This is a genomic window from Clostridium celatum DSM 1785, from assembly GCF_000320405.1.
In the GTDB taxonomy this organism is placed as follows: Bacteria; Bacillota; Clostridia; order Clostridiales; family Clostridiaceae; genus Clostridium; species Clostridium celatum.
The window spans coordinates 1-23,178 of record NZ_KB291713.1; the positions used below are offsets into that span (position 1 = coordinate 1).

The 23,178-nt window shown below is 27.7% G+C and carries 15 protein-coding genes and 1 riboswitch; all 15 genes read left to right on the top strand.

Features of this window, described 5'->3' with window-relative positions:
• The first annotated feature begins 58 nt into the window (after positions 1-58).
• Positions 59-1,249 (top strand): pilus assembly protein PilM, encoded by a 1,191-nt coding sequence (gene pilM / locus HMPREF0216_RS14895; protein WP_005215996.1) that lies wholly within the window; start codon positions 59-61, stop codon positions 1,247-1,249.
• Positions 1,250-1,264: 15 nt separating this feature from the next.
• Positions 1,265-1,822: a PilN domain-containing protein gene (locus HMPREF0216_RS14900; protein WP_005215998.1), complete on the top strand. Its 558-nt coding sequence runs from the start codon at positions 1,265-1,267 to the stop codon at positions 1,820-1,822.
• Between the two features lie 2 nt (positions 1,823-1,824).
• Positions 1,825-3,129 carry a hypothetical protein gene (locus HMPREF0216_RS14905; RefSeq protein ID WP_005216000.1) on the top strand — a complete coding sequence of 435 codons (1,305 nt, stop codon included), beginning with the start codon at positions 1,825-1,827 and terminating at the stop codon, positions 3,127-3,129.
• Positions 3,130-3,138: 9 nt separating this feature from the next.
• Positions 3,139-4,044 (top strand): type IV pilus modification PilV family protein, encoded by a 906-nt coding sequence (locus tag HMPREF0216_RS14910; RefSeq protein ID WP_040420204.1) that lies wholly within the window; start codon positions 3,139-3,141, stop codon positions 4,042-4,044.
• A gap of 15 nt (positions 4,045-4,059) precedes the next feature.
• Positions 4,060-6,471, top strand: coding sequence for a hypothetical protein (locus HMPREF0216_RS14915; protein ID WP_005216005.1), 2,412 nt, complete (start codon positions 4,060-4,062; stop codon positions 6,469-6,471).
• 73 nt (positions 6,472-6,544) lie between these two features.
• Complete coding sequence (locus HMPREF0216_RS14920) at positions 6,545-7,129, top strand: type II secretion system protein (RefSeq protein ID WP_169317591.1); 585 nt, start codon at positions 6,545-6,547, stop codon at positions 7,127-7,129.
• Between the two features lie 23 nt (positions 7,130-7,152).
• Positions 7,153-11,172, top strand: coding sequence for a VWA domain-containing protein (locus tag HMPREF0216_RS14925; protein WP_005216007.1), 4,020 nt, complete (start codon positions 7,153-7,155; stop codon positions 11,170-11,172).
• 44 nt (positions 11,173-11,216) lie between these two features.
• Positions 11,217-13,076: a hypothetical protein gene (locus HMPREF0216_RS14930; RefSeq protein WP_005216009.1), complete on the top strand. Its 1,860-nt coding sequence runs from the start codon at positions 11,217-11,219 to the stop codon at positions 13,074-13,076.
• A 222-nt stretch (positions 13,077-13,298) separates the two neighbouring features.
• Positions 13,299-13,396, top strand: a riboswitch (purine riboswitch).
• A 362-nt stretch (positions 13,397-13,758) separates the two neighbouring features.
• On the top strand, positions 13,759-15,213 hold the full coding sequence (guaB, locus tag HMPREF0216_RS14935) for an IMP dehydrogenase (RefSeq protein WP_005216010.1): 1,455 nt from the start codon (positions 13,759-13,761) through the stop codon (positions 15,211-15,213).
• 195 nt (positions 15,214-15,408) lie between these two features.
• Positions 15,409-16,950 (top strand): glutamine-hydrolyzing GMP synthase, encoded by a 1,542-nt coding sequence (gene guaA, locus HMPREF0216_RS14940; protein ID WP_005216011.1) that lies wholly within the window; start codon positions 15,409-15,411, stop codon positions 16,948-16,950.
• Between the two features lie 137 nt (positions 16,951-17,087).
• Complete coding sequence (locus tag HMPREF0216_RS14945; protein ID WP_005216012.1) at positions 17,088-17,759, top strand: DUF6241 domain-containing protein; 672 nt, start codon at positions 17,088-17,090, stop codon at positions 17,757-17,759.
• 230 nt (positions 17,760-17,989) lie between these two features.
• The gene (locus HMPREF0216_RS14950) at positions 17,990-19,342 is read left to right on the top strand and encodes a glucose-6-phosphate isomerase (protein ID WP_005216013.1); all 1,353 of its coding nucleotides are present in this window, start codon (positions 17,990-17,992) and stop codon (positions 19,340-19,342) included.
• A gap of 58 nt (positions 19,343-19,400) precedes the next feature.
• Positions 19,401-19,850 carry a YaiI/YqxD family protein gene (locus HMPREF0216_RS14955; RefSeq protein WP_005216014.1) on the top strand — a complete coding sequence of 150 codons (450 nt, stop codon included), beginning with the start codon at positions 19,401-19,403 and terminating at the stop codon, positions 19,848-19,850.
• 192 nt (positions 19,851-20,042) lie between these two features.
• Positions 20,043-22,043: a triple tyrosine motif-containing protein gene (locus HMPREF0216_RS14960; RefSeq protein WP_005216015.1), complete on the top strand. Its 2,001-nt coding sequence runs from the start codon at positions 20,043-20,045 to the stop codon at positions 22,041-22,043.
• Between the two features lie 117 nt (positions 22,044-22,160).
• Complete coding sequence (locus HMPREF0216_RS14965) at positions 22,161-22,877, top strand: pseudouridine synthase (RefSeq protein WP_005216016.1); 717 nt, start codon at positions 22,161-22,163, stop codon at positions 22,875-22,877.
• Positions 22,878-23,178: the final 301 nt, after the last annotated feature.

Sequence of the window (23,178 nt, forward strand, 5' to 3'; positions counted from 1 at the left end):
TTGGCTTTACACTTTACTCTATATAAAAGAAATAAATCTGATTAAGAGGTGAGATATCATGGACGAAAGTAAGAAAAGAATTAGTTTAAAAGAGTTATTGACTATGGATTTAAGGGATTTAAAAAAGTTGAAATCAAAGGGTACAGGGTCCGCCTCTGTTAGTAGTTCAAAGTCTAAAAGAGAAAAGAAAAAAAGAAATCCAAGAAAAGTTATTGCCTTTGATATTGGAAGTAATACTATAAAAATTGTAGTTGGAAGACATGAAAATGAAAAATTAGTAATAGAAAATATGTTAGATGTACCAACTCCAGTAGATACAATTATGGATGGAAAAATATTTAATGAAAAAGAGTTAGCAGAAATAATACAATATACATTAAAAACAGAAAAGATAAATGTTAAAGATATAATTTATACAACAGATTCAACATCTATAATCAATAGAGAATTATTAATTCCAAAGGTTGAGGAAGATGAAATGGAAACGGTAATTAGATATGAAATACAACAATTCTTACCGATAAATCTTAATGATTATATATTACAGTACACATTATTAGGAGAAGTTGAGGATCATATTGATGGAATGTCTAAATATAAGGTTAATGTAATATCATATCCAGAAAAATCGGCTAGAGCATATTATGATTTATTGAAGGATATGGATGTAAAGCCATATGCTTTAGATATAGTTCATAACTCAGTTAAAAAGTTATTAAATTTAAATGATAAAATAAATGAAATTGAAAAGAGCATTGATGAAACTATTGCCATGATAGATATGGGTGCAGAAATTATTAATGTTAACATATATAAAAATAATGAATTAGATTTTACAAGAATAATGAGAAATGGTGGAAATGATATAGATAATGCGTTAAGTCAAAGGCTTGAGATATCGAAAAAGTTAGTAGAATCAATGAAGATAGAAAAAGCAGACTTAACATCTATATTAGAAAATGACGAAATAAATGATGTTATAAAAGAAGTGATATCAGAATGGTTATCGGATTTATCAAGAATAATACAATTCTATAAAAATAAACAAAGAGGTAATGATATTCATAAAATTTATATTTATGGAGGAACTTCTAATATAAAAGGATTAGAAAAAGCTATTGAAGCAAAATTAAATATAAAAACAGAAAAAATAACAAGTCTTAGTAAAGTTGAACTTGCAAAGTCTAATTTAAAAGAAGAATCATTAGAACAATATATAAATGCAATTGGTTCAATAATAAGATTGTAGAAAGGAGAGATATGCATGTTAAACAGAGATATAAACTTTTTTAGCACGTATGTTGGGCAAAAAAAAGAAAAGAAAAATCAAAACATATATATTTATACGTTAACTACCTTTCTTACAGTACTTATATTAGGAACACTTTCTTGGAATACAGTAAATTTATTTATAGTAAATGATCAAATTAAAGTAATAGATGCAAAGCTTAATGATCCTACAATACAAAGTCAAATAAAAGAGTCAGAGGTAGTAAATTCAAAATTAAATATATTAGAAAGTTATAACAAGGATTTAACTAAAGTAGTTACAGCTATAGATAATAGAAGTTTAATAAATAATACTATATTAGATAAAATAAGCTCAGTACTTCCAAGTGATGTCACATTCAAAAATATAAATATAACAAATGGAAATGTATCTATATCAGCTGCTTCAAAAACAAGAACAGCAATAGCAGAGGTACAACATAACCTAAAGTCATTAGACATAATTGGCGATGTAACAATAGGTAGTATATCAGGTGATGGCTCATCAGGGGAATATACATTTGATTTAAAATGTGTATTAATGGGTGAATAGTTATGAAAATAAGTAAAAAAGAAAAATATTTATTAGGTGTATTAGGAACAATTTTAGTTTCTGTATTATATTATCAATTTATATATACTCCTCAAGTTGAAAAGCTTGAAAATTTAAAAGCTATAAAGCTTGAAAAGGAAACAAAATATGATGAAATAATTGAAACAATAAAAATATTGGAGCAAAGAAAAGGAAAGATAAAGTCACTTAATCAACAAATAATAGATAGGGCAAACCCGTTATATCCAGAAATAATACAGGAAAATTTAATATTAGAAATAGATAAGTTACTAACAGATAGTAAATTAAAGGGAACTATTTCTTTTAGCGGTATAACAGTAGGGCAAGTTGAAGCTTTACCAAGTGGAGTTAATTCAAATTTACAAACGTCTTTTGATTCTATAGTAAATGAATATAATAATAATTTTAAGAGTGAATCAGTAGAATCAGAGTTAGTTGAAGCAAATCAAGAAATAAAAGACTCTAATGGAATTAATGAAGAAAACATTATAAGTGAATCAGTATCTGAAGGTAGTACTAGAGGAGAAAATTCAGCAATAATAAGTAGTGGAGATGCCACTACAGAACAAATAAAAGTTAGCTTAAACTTTAATGGTACATATACTTCATTAAAAGATTTTATTAGATTAGTAAATAATAATTCGAGAAAAATAGTAATAACAAATATATCATTATCAGGTAAGGGTGAAGGTGAAGAAGTAAGTGGTTCAATGAATTTAGAGTTTTATGCAATACCTAAGCTTGGAGATACAGATAGTGAATATTATAGATGGTTATTAAATAATACTTATGGAAAGAAATATCCATTTAGTTCATCTGCAGCAAGTGGTACAACAATTGAGCAATTAACTACATCACATGCAAGTTATGATTTTATTATGGTATCAAAACCAATTTCATCAGATTTACCTACAGTAATGCTTGGACAAGCTAATGACACATCAAATTTATCATATGTGTATGCAGATAATAGTGGAACTGAAACTGTAGAACTTGTATTAACAGAAGAGAGTGGAAGGTATTATTTCAAATACAAGGCTGGGTCTAATACTTATCCGTTAAGTTACAACGGAAATGGAATTGAATTTAAACCACTTGGAGATAAGATAGTTTTAAATATACTTTCGACTAAAAGACTAAATGAAGAAGACCTTTCAGGTATTGCATTAACTATTACGAACAATACAAAAAAAGAAGTTGAAGTAATAATTGAAAATGAAGATGATAATAGACCAAGAATATCACTTGCAAGTGAAGGTAATAACGTTAAAGTTACTAAAAAGTAGGTGAAAATTATGATTTTTAATAAAAAGAAAAAAGCATCTACCTTACTAGAAGTGATAATAAGCTTAGCATTAGTTGCGTTATTAGTTGGACCAGCGATGAACATGATTGTTGCTTCAGTTAAAAATATTCAAAAAACTAAAGTAAAGGAAAAAGCAGAGCTTATAGGTAAGCAAATAGTTGAAGAAATTAAAGCATTAGATTTAGAAAACTTATCTATAGGAAATATTACTTTAAGCAATAATGTTGTATTAACTAAGGATATAACATCAGAAAATGAAGAAATTATTAGAGGGTCTAATTATAATATTGAAACTAATAATAACGGATATGATATTGATATTATTATGAAAAAAAATACTAATGTTAAATATGATAACATTAATGAAAGTATGGATGCTGAATTTAATGTATACATTGATAGCTATAATAACGTAGAGTTTTTATTTTTTGAAAATGTGAGAGATTCTTCTAATTTGATAAAAATACCTATATTAAATAATTATGATTTTAAAGTTATAAATACAAGTACAGAAATACAAATACAAAGTGCTGAAGGAGATAGCTTAAACCCTTCCATAGTAAAAACGGTATTGGATGGGGCGGTTAAACCAGGATTTTTAAAGATAAATTTTTTAGAAACTAATGAAAAAATAACAGATGAAGAAAAAAAGCAAATAAAAATAGAAGTGGATAATAAGATGGGTGAAGATTTTAATATTTTTATATCCAAAAGAGTAAGTAGCTTATTTAAAGAAGAGATAAAAATAGATAAAACATCAATTGGAAGTATATTAGTTACAACAGATGAGTTTGACCCTAAGCCTATTGGAGATATGTATGACTTTACTGTTAGGGTAAATAAAGATGGTAAAGAATTATTTAAATTAAATGGGTATAAAAATATAAATTTATAAGTGGGGTAGGTATAGATGAGAAAGAAGAAAAAGGGTTCGAGTTTAGTATTGGTATTAGTAATTTTTCTTATGTTAATTACTGTTGGAACAGCAATAGTATCAACAACGTCTGTTGTATATAAAAATCAAATCAATGAAAGTAAAAGAGCACAAAATCTTTATTCATCTGAATCAGGATTAGATGTAACTTATAACGTTATAGCAAAGACTATTGAAACTGCAATAAGTCTTAGCAATAAAGCTGTTAATGAACTACTTTATAAGAATTATAATCTTATAGAAGTTGAAAGAGAAGCTGTAAAAAATGGAACAGAGTTAAAATTTCCTGTAAAGATAGGAGACAATAGTAAAAGTAGAATAATAAAATCAGATTTAACTTTAAATAGAGAAGAATTAAAAAAGGTTGAAGATGAGATTTTTCAAACAGCTTTTTGCTTAATAATGAAGGATAACATTACTAAATGTATAACTAATGGCGAATATTTAAAGAGCATAATATCTTTTACTGAATATTTTATAAAAAGTGAAATGAGTGTTAATGGATCTAAAATTAATGAACCGGAAAAGATATTTTCAAAAATAAAATATGAAAATGATATTTCACCAAACATAATTGCAGAAATAATAGGAGAAATGCCTAATTTAGATGATGAAGATAAAGAAATAGAATTAGATATAACATCTCAATTTTATAGTGGCATTGAAGATGATGAAAATAAAAATATAACAAGGAAAAATACTGTAGATACTGAATTAACAGCACAACCAGGAAAGCAAGAAAGGGTTATTAATTTAAAATATAAAATAACAGTGCCAGTATATAATCCAACTAATACAACTAAAAAGGTTCAAATAATTAAAAGACCTGTATTTGATAATAGTTTTGCCATCGACGGAAATTTATATTTATCAGGTAGTCAAATTGATATAGAAGGTAACTTATATGTAAAAGGTTCTGACATTAAAGAAACAGATGTTAATGGATTAGACCAAAATGTTTTTAATAAATATAAAAATGGGATAATTATAGAATCTAATGGAAATTCAATTCAAGATAGTACAAATGTCAATATTGAAGGGAATATAGTTACTACTAAGAGTATTAGTATGAGAGATTATACTAATTTAATAATGAACGGAGATATTTATGCATCTAACTTGCATTTGGGTAAATACACTAATGAAGCCAATGCTTCTAATAATATAGGAACTGATATAACAATAAATAGAAATGTATCAGTAAATAAAAAAGCTAATGTGTATTTAAGTAATGATTTATCTATATATGCAGACAACTCAACAGTAAATTTAAATAGTTTTTACGGATTAAATGATATTACTGATAATAGTTCAGGACAAGATAGGTCATCAAGTAGTATTATTATTAACTCAAGAGATAATGTAAATTTATATGTAAAAGAGAAAGCGTATATTTTAGGAACTGCTTATATAAATACAGATAATAAATATCAAACAGGTGAATCAGTAGCTGTAAAAGGAAATTATTTAGCTTATACAACTTCTTTAGAAGGGCAAGAAATAGGTGATAGTAACACTAACTATGAAAATGTTGAATTTCAATATGATAGGCCGTTACAGTTAATATCTAAAATTAATGGAGCAGATGTTAATGTTATAAGTAAAGCGCAGTATTTTGAGGATTATTCAAAAATTGAAGAGAATAAGGCAAGATTAAATTTAGTATCAGTAAGTTTACCAAGTGATACATATTCAATAGGAGCCTATATAAATGGAAATACTATAAAAGGTTCTAGTGGAAAATTAGCAGATACAATGCTAAATATTATAAAGACTGAAAAAGATAAATTTGCTAAAAAAGTTTATGGGTTCGGGATAATTGGTGCTGATTTTGATAATCCGCCAACAAGTGTTGAAACGGGATTAAGATCTGTAACAACGGAATTATTATTAGAAAATCTTCCTAATGTATATAATGAAATGATAGCACCTAATGACTATAGAGTAGTATTCAATAAGGAAAAAAATAAGAATGTTGTTTTAGTTGGGAATGATTCAAATGTTAGAATAGATGAATTAAAATCAGATACTAACAATATAGTAATAGATTTAAGCAATAATAATGAAGCTAAATTTACTGGTCTTATAATGACTAATGGAAATGTTGAAATTTATGGACAGTTAGAAGTAAGAGGTTCTATAATAGCAGCTGGAAATTTAGTTTGTAATAGTGATAATAAAAAAAAGAAATTTATTTATGATAGTAAAGTAGTTAAGGAAATAATAGCTATCTATTACGACAAATTATATAAAGAAGGTTCAAATGATACTGTAATAGTACAACCAACAGATGAATATACAGAAACAGTTGAAATTGAATATGATAGTAGCAAGCAACATAATGTTAAAGATTACATTAAACAAAGCTTATGGAGTATTAAAAAATAATGAAGGTGTGCCCCAGGGGAAAGTCGAATTGGGGAGTCGAATACCAATAAATAAAAGTAGAGGGTGTTTTTATATGAAGAAAAAAGGGATAACTTTATTAGAAGTGATAATTACTATGTCTATAATGCTATTGATTATGTCACTTGTTTATCCTATTTTTCTTTCAGGAAGCAAGAACTTGATTAAAAGTGATATGGAAACAACACTTCAAATGGATGCAACTGCTATAGAAAATAAGATATCAGAAATATTAACACAATCTAAAGGAATTGAAAGTGTTTTTGAAATTGAAAATGTAAATAGTAGTGATACAGAAAATATAGTTTTAAGTGAAGAAAAAAATTCAGAAAACACTGTAAATAATATAGGAAAACTTGAAGTAAAAGTTCCTAAAGATGAAGATATAGATAATGATAAATCTTATATATTTAAATTGGAAAGAGTGGATAGAAGAGATAATAAAAATATTTATTCTATATCAATAGATGATGGACAACCTTTATCTAAATATGTTGAAGCTTTTTCAATTGAAAGTATGGATGACAAAAAATTGGTAGATGCAATATACGTTAAAGTTAAGATTAATTTATATTATAAAAAAGGAATTACTGTAGTTGAGCATCCTATAGAATCTATAATAACATTTAGAAACGAGTAATTATGAAGGGGGGAGATAAATAAATGAGAAAATTAAATAAAAGTAAGATATTAAGTTTGGTATTAATTATTATGATGGTATTTACATTTATTCCAATAAGTTTAGCTTGGGCAGATGATGTTTTAAATGACATAGAAGAGCAAGAATATAAAGATGAGCATAATGATGAAGATAAAGAGGAAAATCAGATTAATGAATTATCATCTATAAGTATTAAGCCACAAATCAATTTGCAATATGGGGGAATTGTACCGGAAAACCCAATGGTAGGACAAGAATTTGAAGTTACATATCATATAAACCCTGAACCATTTCAACATAATATTTCTAAGCCAAAGGAAATAGTACTTGTTTTAGATGGATCAGGAAGTATGGATACAATAATAAAATGTGAGCATGGAAAGACTAGTTCGCATTATGTAAGTGGAGTATTATGTAAGCCAAAAACAAGATTAGAAGAGCTAAAAGATGCAGCAAAAGCATTTATAAATAAAATGAAATCAGTAGAGAATTTAAAAATAGGTATAGTTGTATATTCAAGTTCAGCTACAATTAATCCAATAAGTAGGAGTGGAACGACCACTGTTAAAAGATATTACAATGGAGTATGGACAAATAGAAGTGTGCCTAAATATCAGTCATATACAGATGAATATTTTTTAGATGTAAATGATAGTAGATTGTTAAAAATGATAGATAATATAGATGCATTAGGTGGAACCAATACAGGTGAAGGATTGAGAAAAGCTAAATTTTTATTAGATGAAGGAACTAAAGATGCTAATAAAACAATAGTATTTATGTCTGATGGTCTGCCCACTTATTATTCAATTACTGGAACTAATTTAAATCACTACAAAGAAATAGATAATACAACACCAAGTATTTCAGGAGCTGGTAATGAGGATAGTCAAGATAATATTAATAAATCTTCTGCTTATGCAGAAGCTATTGGAAGTGAAAAAATAAGGGGAAATGGATATAATATTTTCTCTATAGGATATGGTTTGAATTCTACTGGTAATGAAAAAATGGAAGAAATTCATAAATCAATGGGAGGAGTAGCAACTAATAATGATGATCCTAATAATACGTTTTTTGCAACTAGTGAAGGTGCAATAGAAAGCGTATTTAATAAAATTGCAGATACTTTAATAAATTCATATTCAATTAATGACGTAAAACTTAATTTAAATTTATCAGATAGCATTAGTGCCTTTAATGGTGGATCTGTGAATATTAATGGGCATCAAGTGGAGATTGATCCAATAGTATATGAAAGAAAAGAAAACAATTGGTATCGTGCAGAGCCTCAAAGTATAAAATTCACAGTGAAGGCTAAGGATTCAGGCAGTATAAAACTGTTTAAGGAAAATAGCTCATTAACATACACGGATATTGAAGGTAAAATTCATTCAGTAGCTATACCTAATATTGAAATTAATGTAAGGGAATATTCAGCCACAGATGCTGATAAACTAGGAGTTACATTTTCACCGACTAAAAATGGATATCTTATTGGTGATAATGCTGATATAAAAGTTACATTTAGTCATTCAGGTAATAAAAATATTAGTTATACAGATGCAAAGTTTACATTAGATAAAAATAGTAAACCTAATAATTTTATAACACAGTCGTCATTTGATTATGTTTTAAACTTTGGTAATATAACAGAAAGTAAAAATATGACTTATAATTTTAATATTAATGATGATATAGATATAAATAGCGAAGAGGGAGTTGGATATCAGTTAATAGGTAGTTATGAATATAATATAAATGGTACAAAAGAATCAAATAGCAATATAACAACAAATGTTAATGTTAAAAGAGGTCAAATAAGGATAAAAGTTAATGATTCAATTAATAATGATATAACATCAGAATCAAAGGTTGTATTAAAAGATAAATTTAATAATGAAATAATAGGTAATTATGATAATGGATATATAATTTTTGATACTGTTTCAACAGGGAGCCATGAGGTTGTATTAAAGGAAGTACCAGAAGGGTGTTATATTGCAGATGAAAATAAAAATGCATTAATAGAAGTCAAATATGAAAAGCCAGTCGGAACATATACATTTACAACTGAAGGGGCAATTGCAACAAAAGAATTAGAAATAGATGCAAAATTAATAGGCACTAATCCTAATTATCCATATTTAGATGAAGAGATAACAGTAACGTATGAAATTAATCCAAAGGAATTTATTAAAGATTCAACAAATGAAATTATAATAAAAGAAGCTAAATTATTATTTAATTTAGGTGATAAATTTACACCAGTAGATGGAGAGGGTTTAGTAAGTAGTGATAATGGTAAATATGTTTTAGATTTTGCAGATAAGGTTAAATATATTTATGATAACACTAATAATAAATATGTGGCCGATAAGTTTACTGTTTCTTTTAAAATAAGAGCTAATAGTTCGGGAGAGAATATTTCATTTAATGAAGGTAAAATTGAATATGAAAATATATTGGATATAAATAATACAATGATATCAAATATAATAGATACTCCTGTTGTTACAGTCAGAAGTATAAGTGAATTACCTATTTATACTGGTGCGGATATAAGGATATTAGAGATAGAACCATCGGATAGTTTTAAATTAACTAATTTATCATCGAGGTCTACAACTGGTATTGAAGAGATTGAAAAAATTATAGATGATAAAAAATATAAAATAGAAATTACTCATATGACTATGGCAGAGTTTATAGGTAAAGTTGATGATTTGAATGGAAAGTATGATGTAATTGTAATTGGAAAGTATGTAGATAATAGTTTGGTTAATCCAAATGGAATTATAAATGCCGAAAATAATTTAGAAGGAACTATATGGTTTAAGGATTATAAAGATTTAGAAAATGATATTACTAATAAAAAAGCTAAGGAAATAAAAGAATTTATTAATTCAGGACAACTTGTCTTTATAGATAGTGATATTAAAGAAATGAGTAGTTCGAAATTATGGTGGCATACAACTAATTCTCAAGGAGATTTTAATCAGTCTGTAGATAATTTAGTTAAAGATATGAGTGTGAACTCTAATAGTAATGATAAAAAGATAAGTATAGATAATATTGTTAATAAATATATACAAAGAATAAAGGAAAATAATTCATTAATTAGACCTAAAATAGTTTCAACATCACCAATTGGAGATTCTCATGATGATGATTTGGGAAAGATATATAAGAGAAATATGCGATTTGATATAAATGTTAGCGACATAATTGGTGAAAGTTTAACTATTAATTTATATTTAGATATTAATGGAGATGGATTATTTAAAGAAGAGGAAATAGTAAAGACAATTGAAGGTGTTAATATACCAGAAGATGGATATAAGCTAGAATATAATTTATATAATGATTTTCCACAGTTTATTGGGTATTTAGAGTGGAGAATTGAGGTAGTAAAGGATATAGATTTGAATTCTTCGCAGCCCATAAAATCTTATACTGATGGAAATATATTATTTAGAAGAGTAACACAAGAAAAGAGAGTAATAAATGTTTTGCAGATATCGCCGTTTGAAAGTGGAAATTTAGAGGCCTCTTCTGCTCAGTGGAAAGGTGGAAATTTAAATTTAAAAACCAATACTGCATTTCAGAGTCTATTAAAGGAAAAGGAAGTTCAAGATTATGAAATAAATATTGAGGTTATAAGTTATCAAGATTTTTATCAAGGAAATAACCTTGGACCAGGGACATCACCTTTAAATGGTAGCAAGTATCATATGATTATAATGGGATTTGCAGATACATTTAGAGAAAAGAGTATTTCAAATCAGGGAATTGAAGAAATAAAAAAATTTATAGAATCAGGTCAGGGATTAATGCTAACTCATGATACTTTATGGTATAAAAGCTGGGATGGATGGCAAAAAAATATAAGAAATGCACCACAATTTATAAGAACATTTAGAGATATTATAGGACAATCTAGGTATATAGATCCTAATAATGAAGATGAAACAGGACTAAATGGGGAAAAAATAACGCATGATCCTAATAGACAGAAGTAAATGGAGATGATAGTAAATATCCAAAAGAAGCTGGGGCTACTTTATTGGAGCTAAATGGAGTTAATAATAGTAATAGCACTGAGGTTTATAGAGTAAATGAATCCTTAATAACTAATTATCCATTTAAATTAGGCGAAACAATAAGAGTAAGAAGAACTCATGGACAATATTTACAACTTAATTTTGAAGATGATGATGTAGTACCATTATTTAATTTAACTGAAAACAATAATAATAATGTAGGAAATAATGAATATATAGAATGGAATCATCAAAGTAATAAGGTAAATAGATATGATTCTAGAAACTCATATTATACATATTCAAAAGGTAATATTACATTTTCAGGAACGGGAGAAAATTCAAGAGAAAGTATTGAGTATCCTGAATCTGAGTTAAGATTATTTGTTAATACAATAGTAAAGGCTGAAAGAGGAGCTAATCACAAACCTGAAGTATATGGATTGGAAAGTGTAACTGAAATACCTTATAACTCAGATTTAGAGTTTAATGCAATAGTTAAAGATGTTGATGGAGATAGAGTTAAAATTAATAAAATATCTTTAAATGGAGTAGATATAAGTTCACAAGTTTATAAAGATCCATTAAATAAAATACCAAGTGGATTTAAGAATCAAGGTTCACAGTTTCCTATAACTATACCATCAAGTTTATTTATAGTTAATAAACAAATATCTTTAACAATAGAAGCTGAGGATTCAAGGGGGGCAATAACTACTAAAGAGTATAAGATAACTCCAGTTCAAAATCCATTATTAACATCTAAGGGTCAAACCATTAATACTTTAGTTGGAGAAAATATAACATTTGAAATTCAATTAGATAAAGAAAATGATACTAATCCAAGTAGTATTTTAGTTGACAGTATTGAAGTAACGGATAAAAATGAAATAGTAACTTTAAGCAATATAAATACTGAGTATAGGGGTGGAAAGATATATTTAGTAGGAAACTTAAAAGCTTTAATAGAAGTAACTGGTGAAGAGTTACCTATAATTATTAATTATAGTAATGGCACTAGTTCTATGAAGAGGTGTGAAGCTAAAATAATACTTAATAGTAGAAGTGCTAATGTAAATGTAATATTAAAGGTAAATGATTATAGTAATCAAAACTTAGGGATAGGTCCAAAAGTTACATTAATAAATAAAATAAGCAATAAAGTTTATGAAAATAATATATCAATAATTGATGGACAAACTAATTTCAACTCAATAGAGGCTGGAGAATATGAGCTTTCCATAAGTGAAATAATTGGGTATGATATTTTATCTATTTTAGTAAATGGAACAAATGTGAGTTTTGCAGAAAATAATAAAATAAAATTTAATATAAGTTTTAGTGAAAATTCTAAAATAATAGAGATTGCAGTTGAGCCACAAGTTTCAGAGGTGATTCATGGTTTATATCAAGGCATAGGAGATAATAGACAAGTTAATATTATTGAAAATTTAAATGGCTTTGAAATGACAGCCGGTATGAATGTTAATTTTGCTTCAACATTCGTATTAGGAGGAAATAGTATTCCAATTAATTTATCTATTGATTCTAAATTGGAAGTAACTAATGCTAAAGAAAGTATAAATAAAAATAATATAAAAATATATAAGGTTACAAGTAATGACGAAAAAACTATATTGGATGAAGTTTCGGAATCAAAATTAGATATTTCAGTTAGTAATTCGCAATATGTAATTAAAATTAATGAAAGTATACAAAGAGATACTAGAATATTAATTACTTATTCTGCAATAGTTCCGGAGAGTAGTAATGAGGAAGAATTTACCAACACAATAAGTATAAGTAATAAAAATAAATCAATTAAGGTTTATACAATAGATACAGGAGAAAATAATCCTGCATATCTACCAGAATTGTTCTAAATCGTATTATAAATTTATAAATATAACATATATAAATCTTTTATTAACAGGCTGTATTTTAAATGCAGCTTGTTTTTTAGTATATATTATTAAGTATAGATTAAATATAGATAAATTCAGCTTATAACAATAGAGGATATATAAATTAGAAAAGATTTTATAGGTAAAATTATTTGTATTGACAATAAATCTTTCATAAACTATAATGATAAAAAGCGAAAAAACACGAATAATAAAAGAACTCATATAAGCCCGTAATATGGATGGGTGTTTCTACCGAAAACCTTAAATTTTCGTCTATGAGTGATGTTAATATATGTAAAACTTAATGTTTGTATACGAATAATATTAGGTTGAAAAGCATATTAATTTCACTTATAGAAATGTGGGATTAATATGCTTTTTTTTAATTGAATTTTAGGTTTTACCCCAATAATAAGCTATGCATTTAATTAATTTGACATAAATTTAAGTTCGGCAAGCTGAATTTATAAATAGTGTACTAGCTTAAAAATAAGAAAAGAAATTTTATTATAACGGAATAATATTAAGTAATATCTGAGAATATTAAATAGTGTTATATAATAAACGAAAAAGCAAATTATAGATTATGAGTTAAATAAATTATTAATGAAATACATAAAAGTTATAAGAAGATTTAAATTGATGGGAGAGATTAAGTATGGCAAGAATTTTAAAAACAGCTTACACATTTGATGATGTATTATTAGTTCCAAACAAATCAGAGGTATTACCACACCAAGTTAGTTTAAAAACTCAATTAACAAAAACTATAACATTAAATATACCATTAATGAGTGCTAGTATGGATACAGTTACTGAATCAAAAATGGCAATTGCTATGGCTAGAGAAGGTGGAATAGGGATAATTCATAAGAATATGCCTATAGAAGATCAAGCAAGAGAAGTTGATAGAGTTAAAAGACAAGAAAATGGAGTAATTACAGATCCGATATTCTTAAATGAAGACCATACAGTAAGAGAAGCATTAGAATTAATGGCTAGATATAGAATCTCAGGTGTTCCAGTTACAAGAGGAACTCAGTTAGTAGGAATAATAACTAATAGAGACATAGTTTTTGAGACAAACCATGATAAGCTTGTTTCAGAAGTTATGACTAAGAGTCCATTAGTAACAGCTTCTGAAGGAACTACATTAGAAGAAGCGTTAGAGATTTTAAAAACTCATAAAATTGAAAAGTTACCTCTAGTTGATAAAGATAACAATTTAAAAGGACTTATAACAATAAAAGATATAGAAAAAGTTAGAGCATATCCAAATGCAGCAAAGGATTCAAGAGGGAGACTTCTTTGTGGAGCGTCTGTAGGTATAACTAACGATATGATGGATAGAGTAGATGCATTAGTTAGAGCACAAGTTGATGTTATTACATTAGATACAGCTCATGGACATTCAAAAGGAGTTATTGAAGGAGTTAAGAAGATAAAAGCTAAATATCCAGAACTTCAAATAATTGCTGGTAATGTTGCTACTGCAGAAGCTACAAGAGACTTAGCTGAAGCTGGTGCAGATTGTGTTAAGGTTGGTATAGGACCAGGTTCTATTTGTACAACAAGAATAGTTGCAGGGGTAGGTGTTCCTCAATTAACTGCAGTTATGGATTGCGCTGAAGAAGGAAGAAAATATGGAGTGCCAGTAATTGCTGATGGTGGTCTTAAATATTCTGGGGATATAGTTAAGGCATTAGCTGGTGGAGCATGTGCTTGTATGATGGGTTCAATGCTTGCTGGTTGTGAAGAAGCACCTGGTGAAATGGAAATATATCAAGGAAGAAGCTATAAGGTTTATAGAGGAATGGGTTCTTTAGGAGCTATGGAAAAGGGATCTTCTGATAGGTATTTCCAAAATGGAACTAAAAAGTTTGTTCCAGAAGGCGTTGAAGGAAGAGTTGCTTACAAGGGTTATGTAGCAGATACTTTATATCAATTAATTGGTGGTATAAGATCAGGTATGGGATACCTTGGAGCACCAAATTTAGAGGATTTATATGAAAATGCAGGATTTGTTGTTCAAACTGCTTCAGGGATAAGAGAAAGCCATCCACATGATATAAATATTACTAAAGAGGCTCCAAACTATAGTGTTAGAGAATAGTTTAAAATATTAATAATTATAAAAAGGGGGAGGAAATAAAAATATATAGACTTTTGTTAATAAGTTTTTATATTTTGTATTTTCCTCTTTTTTAAAACGAATTATTTTATGGAAAATTTAAATAATATTCATATTTTTGTTGAAAAATGTATAATTTTACGAGATAATTAAAAAAAAGACATTAGGAGGATTCTAATGAATAAGGAATTAATATTAGTACTTGACTTTGGTGGTCAATACAATCAATTAATAGCAAGAAGAGTTAGAGAATGTAATGTATATTGTGAGGTACATCCTTATAATTTAAGTGTTGATAAAATAAGAGAAATGAATCCAAAGGGAATAATTTTTACTGGTGGACCAAATAGTGTTTATGGTGAAAATTCACCACTTTGTGATAAAGCTATATTCGAATTGGGAATACCTGTACTTGGTATTTGTTATGGTTCACAACTTATGTCTCACGTTCTTGGAGGAAGTGTTGCAACTGCTCCTGTAAGTGAATATGGTAAAACTGTAGTTAAAGTTGATACTACATCTAAATTATTTAGTGATGTACATGAATCAACAATTGTTTGGATGAGTCATACAGATTACATAGAAAGAGCTCCTGAAAACTTCAAGATAGTGGGAACTACACCTGTTTGTCCAGTAGCTGCTATGGAATGTGAAGAAAAAAATCTTTATGCAGTTCAATTCCATCCAGAAGTTATGCATTCTGTAGAGGGAACTAAAATGTTATCAAACTTTGTTTATAACATTTGTAAATGTTCTGGAGATTGGAAAATGGATTCATTTGTTGAAAAGACAATTGAGGAAATAAGAGAAAAGGTTGGTAATGGTAAGGCTTTATGTGCATTATCAGGTGGTGTTGATTCATCTGTTGCAGCAGTTCTTTTATCAAAAGCTATTGGAAAACAATTAACTTGTGTATTTGTTGATCATGGTTTACTTAGAAAAGATGAAGGCGATGAAGTAGAAGCTATATTTGGACCAGAGGGACAATATGATTTAAACTTTATAAGAGTAAATGCTCAAGAGAGATTCTATGAAGCTTTAGCTGGAGTTGAAGACCCAGAAACTAAAAGGAAAATAATAGGTGAAGAATTCATTAGAGTATTTGAAGAAGAAGCTAAAAAAATTGGTGCTGTTGATTTCTTAGTTCAAGGTACAATTTATCCAGATATAATTGAAAGTGGACTTGGTGATTCAGCGGTTATTAAATCACATCATAATGTTGGGGGACTGCCTGACTATGTTGATTTTAAAGAAATAGTAGAACCACTTAGATTATTATTTAAAGATGAAGTTAGAAAAGCCGGATTAGAACTTGGAATTCCTGAAAAATTAGTTTATAGACAGCCTTTCCCAGGACCAGGACTTGGTATAAGAATTATTGGTGAAGTAACTGCTGAAAAAGTTAAAATAGTTCAAGAAGCAGATGCAATTTATAGAGAAGAAATTGCAAAAGCAGGTCTAGATAAAACTATAGGTCAATATTTTGCAGCTTTAACTAACATGAGATCTGTTGGAGTTATGGGTGATGAAAGAACTTATGATTATGCGATTGCACTTAGAGCAGTAACTACAAGTGATTTCATGACAGCAGAATCGGCTGATCTTCCATGGGAAGTTCTAGGAAAAGTAACAACTAGAATAGTGAATGAAGTTAATGGTGTTAATAGAGTAATGTATGATTGTACAGGAAAACCACCTGCGACTATTGAATTTGAATAATAGATAAAATTAAATCTCCCAATATTAATCAAAATATAGATTAATATTGGGAGATTTTTTTAAAATAAAAAGTAAAATAAGTAATAAAATGGTAAAGTGTGGTATAATTTAATTAGGTATATTAGGGAGGGGTAAAAATGGGAGAGAAAAAAGAAAAAATACATCAAAAAACAGATAGTACAACTAAGAAAGATAATAAAAATGTCGATGAGTTAAGGTGCAATGAGAGTTATAAGAAAGAAGAAATGAATTTATATGAGTCTGATGATTATGAAGAAAATTTAGAGGGTACTGAAAGAAATGTAAAAAAGAAAAGAATAGTGGTTTCAATTATAGTAACGCTATTAATTGGATTAGCTACTGTATTATGGTTTAAGGGATACGATATAGTTAATTATGCTTTCACTGTAGCAGCAGAGATAGCTGAAGAAGATAATAATGAAAAGAAAGATACGAATATAGATACAAATGAAGATATAAAGGAATCAAACATAGTTTTAAGTGAAGAAGAGCTACTAAATATATATGACAGAGTTCATCAATTAGCTAATACTATAATCATACCAGAAGATGGGCTTATATGGGGTGAGGAAGAAATTACAAAGAAGGCAATAGAAGAAGTATTAGTAAAATTAAAAGGAAATGATGATGAACTTTATAGTGAACTTTCAAAGTGGTTAGAACTAGATTTAGATAATGCTGTAGATGTTCATAATTATGTATGGAGTAAGTTAGGTGGCAGTGAAGGTCGTGCATCAGCGATAAATGAAGAGGCTATAACAAAAGTTATTAAAGTTTTATCTGATTAAGTGATATAATTTTTATGTAAAATGTCGAAACTAACTTATATAAGTATAAGATAAAAATAGATATTTGTAAGTAAATGATAAAAGCAAAATATATTAACATTACTTCAATTTTATTAATTTAATAATTACTTAAAAAGTTTTAATAATAGTTATCTTAAAATTGTTAGTAAATAAACATTTATGATATAATTAGAAATGATAAAATTCCCAATAATAATGGAGGTAAAAAAATGAGAAATGGCTTAAGCTTAGACTTAACAAAATTACAACCATATGCATCTTTAACAGAGTTAGATATGATGGAAGGCATGGTTAAATATGCTCATGATACAGTTCATGAAAAAACTGGAGCAGGAAATGATTTTTTAGGATGGTTAGATTTACCTGTAAATTACGATAAGGAAGAATTTGAAAGAATTAAAGTAGCTGCTGAAAAGATTAAATCAAATTCAGATGTATTAATAGTTATTGGTATAGGTGGTTCATATTTAGGAGCTAGAGCTGCTATAGAAATGTTAACTAACAACTTCTATAACATGTTACCAAATAATAAGAGAAAAACTCCTAAAATATTCTTTGTTGGAAATAACATAAGTTCAACATATATTACAGATTTATTTGAAGCTATCGAAGGATTAGATGTTTCTGTTAATGTTATATCTAAATCAGGTACAACTACTGAACCTGCAATAGCTTTTAGAATGTTCAAAGACTTCATGGAAAAGAAATATGGAGTAGAAGGAGCAAAAGAAAGAATATTTGCTACTACAGATAAAGAAAGAGGAGCATTAAAAGGATTAGCTGATACTATGGGTTATGAAACTTTCGTAGTTCCAGACGATGTAGGTGGAAGATTCTCAGTTTTAACAGCTGTTGGTTTATTACCAATTGCAGTAGCAGGAATTAGCATTGATGAAATGATGCAAGGGGCTGCTGATGCAAGAGAAAAATACTCTAACCCTTCATTAAAAGAAAATGAATGTTATCAATATGCTGCTATGAGAAATGCTTTATACAATAAAGGTAAGAAAGTTGAAGTTATGGTTAACTATGAACCAGCACTTCACTACTTCAACGAATGGTGGAAGCAATTATATGGTGAATCAGAAGGTAAAGATCAAAAGGGTATATTCCCAGCTGCAGTAGATTTTTCAACTGATTTACACTCAATGGGACAATTTATTCAAGATGGTACTAGAATAATGTTCGAAACAGTTCTTAATGTAGAAAAAGCTACTAAAGAAATAGTTATTGAAGAAGCTGAAGGAAATGTTGATGGATTAAACTTCTTAGCTGGTAAGACTGTTGATTTCGTTAATAAGCAAGCTTTCAATGGAACATTATTAGCTCACTGTGATGGTGGAGTTCCTAATATGATATTAAATATTCCAGAGTTAAGCCCATACTACTTTGGTCAATTAGTTTACTTCTTCGAAAAGGCTTGTGCAATTAGTGGATACTTACTAGGAGTTAATCCATTTGATCAACCAGGTGTTGAAGCATACAAGAAAAATATGTTTGCTTTACTTGGTAAGCCAGGATTTGAAGAATTAAAAGCTGAATTAGAAGCAAGATTAAAATAGAAGGAAACAACACTACAAAGTTGTGTTGTAACTTTCATTAGCTAAGTTAAAATTTAGAGTGTCAGTTAAGATTATTGTTGATGGAGATGCCTGCCCAGGTATCTCCATTATTAAAAATATAGCAAAAGAGTATGGGTTAGAACTTATAATTTATTGTGATATTCATCATTTTATAATTGTAGATTATGGTGAGGTTAAGGTTGTTGATAGTGGATTTCAAAGTGTAGATATGAAGGTAGCAAATGAATGTAGGGAAGGAGATATTGTTGTATCTCAAGACTATGGAGTTGCTGCTATTTGTTTAGGGAAAAAAGCAAGTGTAATAAATCCAAAGGGATATATTTATACTGATGATAATATTGGAGCAATGCTTGAACAAAGACATTTATCACAAAAAATTAGAAGAAGTGGAGGTAAAACTCCAAATGCTAAAAAACGTTCTGTAGAAGATGATAGAAGATTACAAAAAAATCTACTATATTTAGTTAAAAATAAAATTTTAGAATAAGCTGTAGAAAAATATCTATAGTTTATTCTTTTTTTTATATTCGAATGACAAAATTCAACTTTTATTTTAGATTTGAAATAGTATAATATATATAGAAAATTATGTAAAGAAAATCAGAGGGGTTTTAGTAAAAATAATTATTAAAAGAATAGATACATATTAGAGATATGCTGAAGTGGGGTGGGATATACTATGAAAGAGGTTTTGATTGATTTTGACAATAAAAGTCCTAGTAATTTAAATGAAGATATAAATATAGCTGCATTTTTAAGTGCTAAAGATGATATAGAGTACAAATTTATAGAAGGATTAGATGGAGTTTGGACGCCAATAAGAGATTTTGAGAAAAATAATATATGTACTTGGAGACCAAAAAGACCAGGTAAGTATATGATAATGGTTCAAGGTAAGTCTAGTAACTGTAAAAATTTTTATGATTATTTAGGTAGAGCGGAATACGAAATAATAGAAAATAAAAACTTAATTAAAGAAGTTAATGTCGATAAATATAAAGTTGTTGTTGGAGAAAAAGTAAACATTGATGTAGTAGTTGAAGAAGAGTTAGTATTATATAGATTTTGGATAAAGGGGAAACAAGATTGGGAGATATTAAGAGATTATACTACAGAAAAAAGCTTTGTATTTACGGCAAAAGAAAGTGGAAATGTTGAAATATTAATAGAGTGCAAAAAAGTATCTTCAGATAAAAATGTTGATGATTTTACTACTATAAAAATTCAAGTTAAGAATTTGGATGAAATAGAAATAAAAAATTTTTCATGCCTTACTAATGCAATGCTTATTAATGAAGAATTGGTATTTAGAGTAGAAGCTACTTATTCATCTAATAGACCATTATTATATAAGTTTTTAAGAATATCCAAAGATGGAAAAGTAACTTGTGTACAAGATTTTTCATCTAAAAGTATAGTTTCATTTAAAGAGAATGAAGCTGGTGAATATAAATTATTATGTTTAGTTAGAGATATGTTTTCTACAAAACAATATGATGATAGGGCATTAATTCACTATAAAGTGGAGCCCTATAATGAAGTTAGGATTAGAAGGTTTACTACGGATTTAGCATCACCACAAGCAGCTAAAAATTTTATTAATTTAAAGGCCGAAGTTACTGGAGGAAGAGAATTATTATACAGATATATTATAGAAGGACCAATTTCAGATGATAGTGGATATATAAGAAGAGAAGAATTTTCATGGCAGCCAAAAGAGGAAGGAAAGTATAAATTAACATTAAAAGCTAAGGATATATCTTATAAGGAAGATTATGAGGATATTGCTTATATTTATTATGAAATTTATAAGAATGGTGAAAAGCCAGTAAGAATAACAGGGATAACTTGTGATAAAGGAAGAAAGTGTTTAGTTGATAAGCCTGTAAATATAAAGGTTAAAACTGAAGGAGGAAGAAAAGTACTTCATAAGTTTACAATATATAAAAATGGTGTAGAAAAGGAAGCTATAGATTATTGTAATAATAATTGGGTTGATTTTATACCAACAGAACCAGGTGAGTATGAAGTAGAAATAAAAGTTAAAGATGAATTTTCAGCAAAAGAATATGATTCATCATCGTCAATATATATAGAAGCAAAAGATTATGTAAGTGCAGATATTGAATATGTATTATTAAATAGCAGAGAATATTATTTGGTTGGAGATATTATTAATATTGAAGCAATAATGAAAAATACTAAAGATACATTAGTTAAATTTGTTACTAAAATTAATACACATGAAGTGGAAAACACTGGGTTTATAGAAGAAAAAGCATTAAGAGTAAAACCGAAGTGTCCTGGAAAATATACTTTTGTTATTTATGCTAAAAATAAAAAATCACCAGAAGAATTTGATAGTAAAAAGGAAGTTACTATCTATGTTCATGATGTTTCACCAGTAAATGAAACAAATTTAAAATCTTCTTCAGATAAGGTAAAAATAGGAGAAGATATAACTTTTGAGGTGACTTCTAAAGGTGGAAAAGATGTCTGTTATGAATTTTATATAATGATTAATGGAGATTGGGTATTGGCTCAAAGTTATAGTAGAAAAAATTACTATACTTTTCTTCCATTTAAAGAAGGTAAGTATAGAGTTTTAGCATTAAGTAAAAGTTTTTATAAAAATATAGCTTATGAAGATTATAGTACAATTGAATTTGAAGTAGTATAAAATATGAATTGAGGGTATATTAAAATTAATTTTGATATGGCCTCATTTTATTGTTTTCTTGCATTTGTGGAATATTAATAATAGAATAGGCTATATAAAAGATTTACGAGGTGTTTTATGGAAAGACTAGATAAAGTACTATCTAATTTAGGATATGGTACAAGAAAAGAACTTAAGAAAATTTGTAGAAGTGGCTTAGTTGAAGTAAATGGAGAGTTAGCAAAAGATAGCGGAATGCAAGTAGATCCTGAAAATGATAAGATAGTTATAAATGGTGAGGAAATATTTTATAGAAAATATATTTATTTAATGATGAATAAACCTGATGGAGTAGTTTCTGCAACTTATGATAATAGGGATGAAACTGTTATAGATTTACTTGAAGTTGAACATCAAGTATTTGAACCATTCCCGGTAGGAAGATTAGATAAGGATACAGTAGGGTTACTATTATTAACTAATGATGGTGAGTTAAATCATAGATTAATTTCACCAAAATGGAAAGTTGATAAGGTGTATTTTGCTAAAATTGATAAAAAGGTTACAGAAGAGGATGTTAAAAAATTTAAAGCAGGCATAACTTTAGATGACGGTTACCTTTGTAAAGAAGCAAAACTTGAAATATTAAATGCAAGTGACGAAGGTTCTGATGTTATGGTTACTATTCAAGAAGGTAAATTCCACCAAGTTAAAAGAATGTTTGAAGCGGTAGGTAAAACTGTAGTTTACTTAAAAAGAACAGAATTTGGAACATTACCTTTAGATGAAGAGCTTGAGGAAGGCGAATATAGAGAGCTTACAGATGAAGAATTAGCAATATTAAAGAGTTTTTAGCGAATTAAAAGTAAAAATGAATAAAAAATATTCATAATATATAAAATAAGCAAGATAATTTTCAAAAAGTATTGCAATATAAAAAGTTCTCTACTATAATTATTATGCAAGGATAAATAAAAGGAATAAATAGCCCCCTTTTTATTTATTGCTTATTGCTGAAGCGCAACCTAGCCCCAAGGGTTGCGTTTTTTGTTATTTAAAAATATATAAATGAAAATATAATAATAAATTAAAGTAGTATTTAAGAAACTGTTTTGCAGTTTCTTTTTTTGTTTAGATAAATTTGTTAAATGTTACG

Bases quoted from the DNA above. Each gene is read 5' to 3' on its own strand.
- HMPREF0216_RS14900 (WP_005215998.1), top strand. From the start codon at position 1,265: ATGTTAAACAGAGATATAAACTTTTTTAGCACGTATGTTGGGCAAAAA.
- guaB (WP_005216010.1), top strand. From the start codon at position 13,759: ATGGCAAGAATTTTAAAAACAGCTTACACATTTGATGATGTATTATTA.
- HMPREF0216_RS14925 (WP_005216007.1), top strand. From the start codon at position 7,153: ATGAGAAAATTAAATAAAAGTAAGATATTAAGTTTGGTATTAATTATT.
- HMPREF0216_RS14960 (WP_005216015.1), top strand. From the start codon at position 20,043: ATGAAAGAGGTTTTGATTGATTTTGACAATAAAAGTCCTAGTAATTTA.
- HMPREF0216_RS14910 (WP_040420204.1), top strand. From the start codon at position 3,139: ATGATTTTTAATAAAAAGAAAAAAGCATCTACCTTACTAGAAGTGATA.
- HMPREF0216_RS14915 (WP_005216005.1), top strand. From the start codon at position 4,060: ATGAGAAAGAAGAAAAAGGGTTCGAGTTTAGTATTGGTATTAGTAATT.
- HMPREF0216_RS14950 (WP_005216013.1), top strand. From the start codon at position 17,990: ATGAGAAATGGCTTAAGCTTAGACTTAACAAAATTACAACCATATGCA.
- HMPREF0216_RS14965 (WP_005216016.1), top strand. From the start codon at position 22,161: ATGGAAAGACTAGATAAAGTACTATCTAATTTAGGATATGGTACAAGA.
- HMPREF0216_RS14945 (WP_005216012.1), top strand. From the start codon at position 17,088: ATGGGAGAGAAAAAAGAAAAAATACATCAAAAAACAGATAGTACAACT.
- HMPREF0216_RS14905 (WP_005216000.1), top strand. From the start codon at position 1,825: ATGAAAATAAGTAAAAAAGAAAAATATTTATTAGGTGTATTAGGAACA.
- HMPREF0216_RS14920 (WP_169317591.1), top strand. From the start codon at position 6,545: ATGAAGAAAAAAGGGATAACTTTATTAGAAGTGATAATTACTATGTCT.
- guaA (WP_005216011.1), top strand. From the start codon at position 15,409: ATGAATAAGGAATTAATATTAGTACTTGACTTTGGTGGTCAATACAAT.
- pilM (WP_005215996.1), top strand. From the start codon at position 59: ATGGACGAAAGTAAGAAAAGAATTAGTTTAAAAGAGTTATTGACTATG.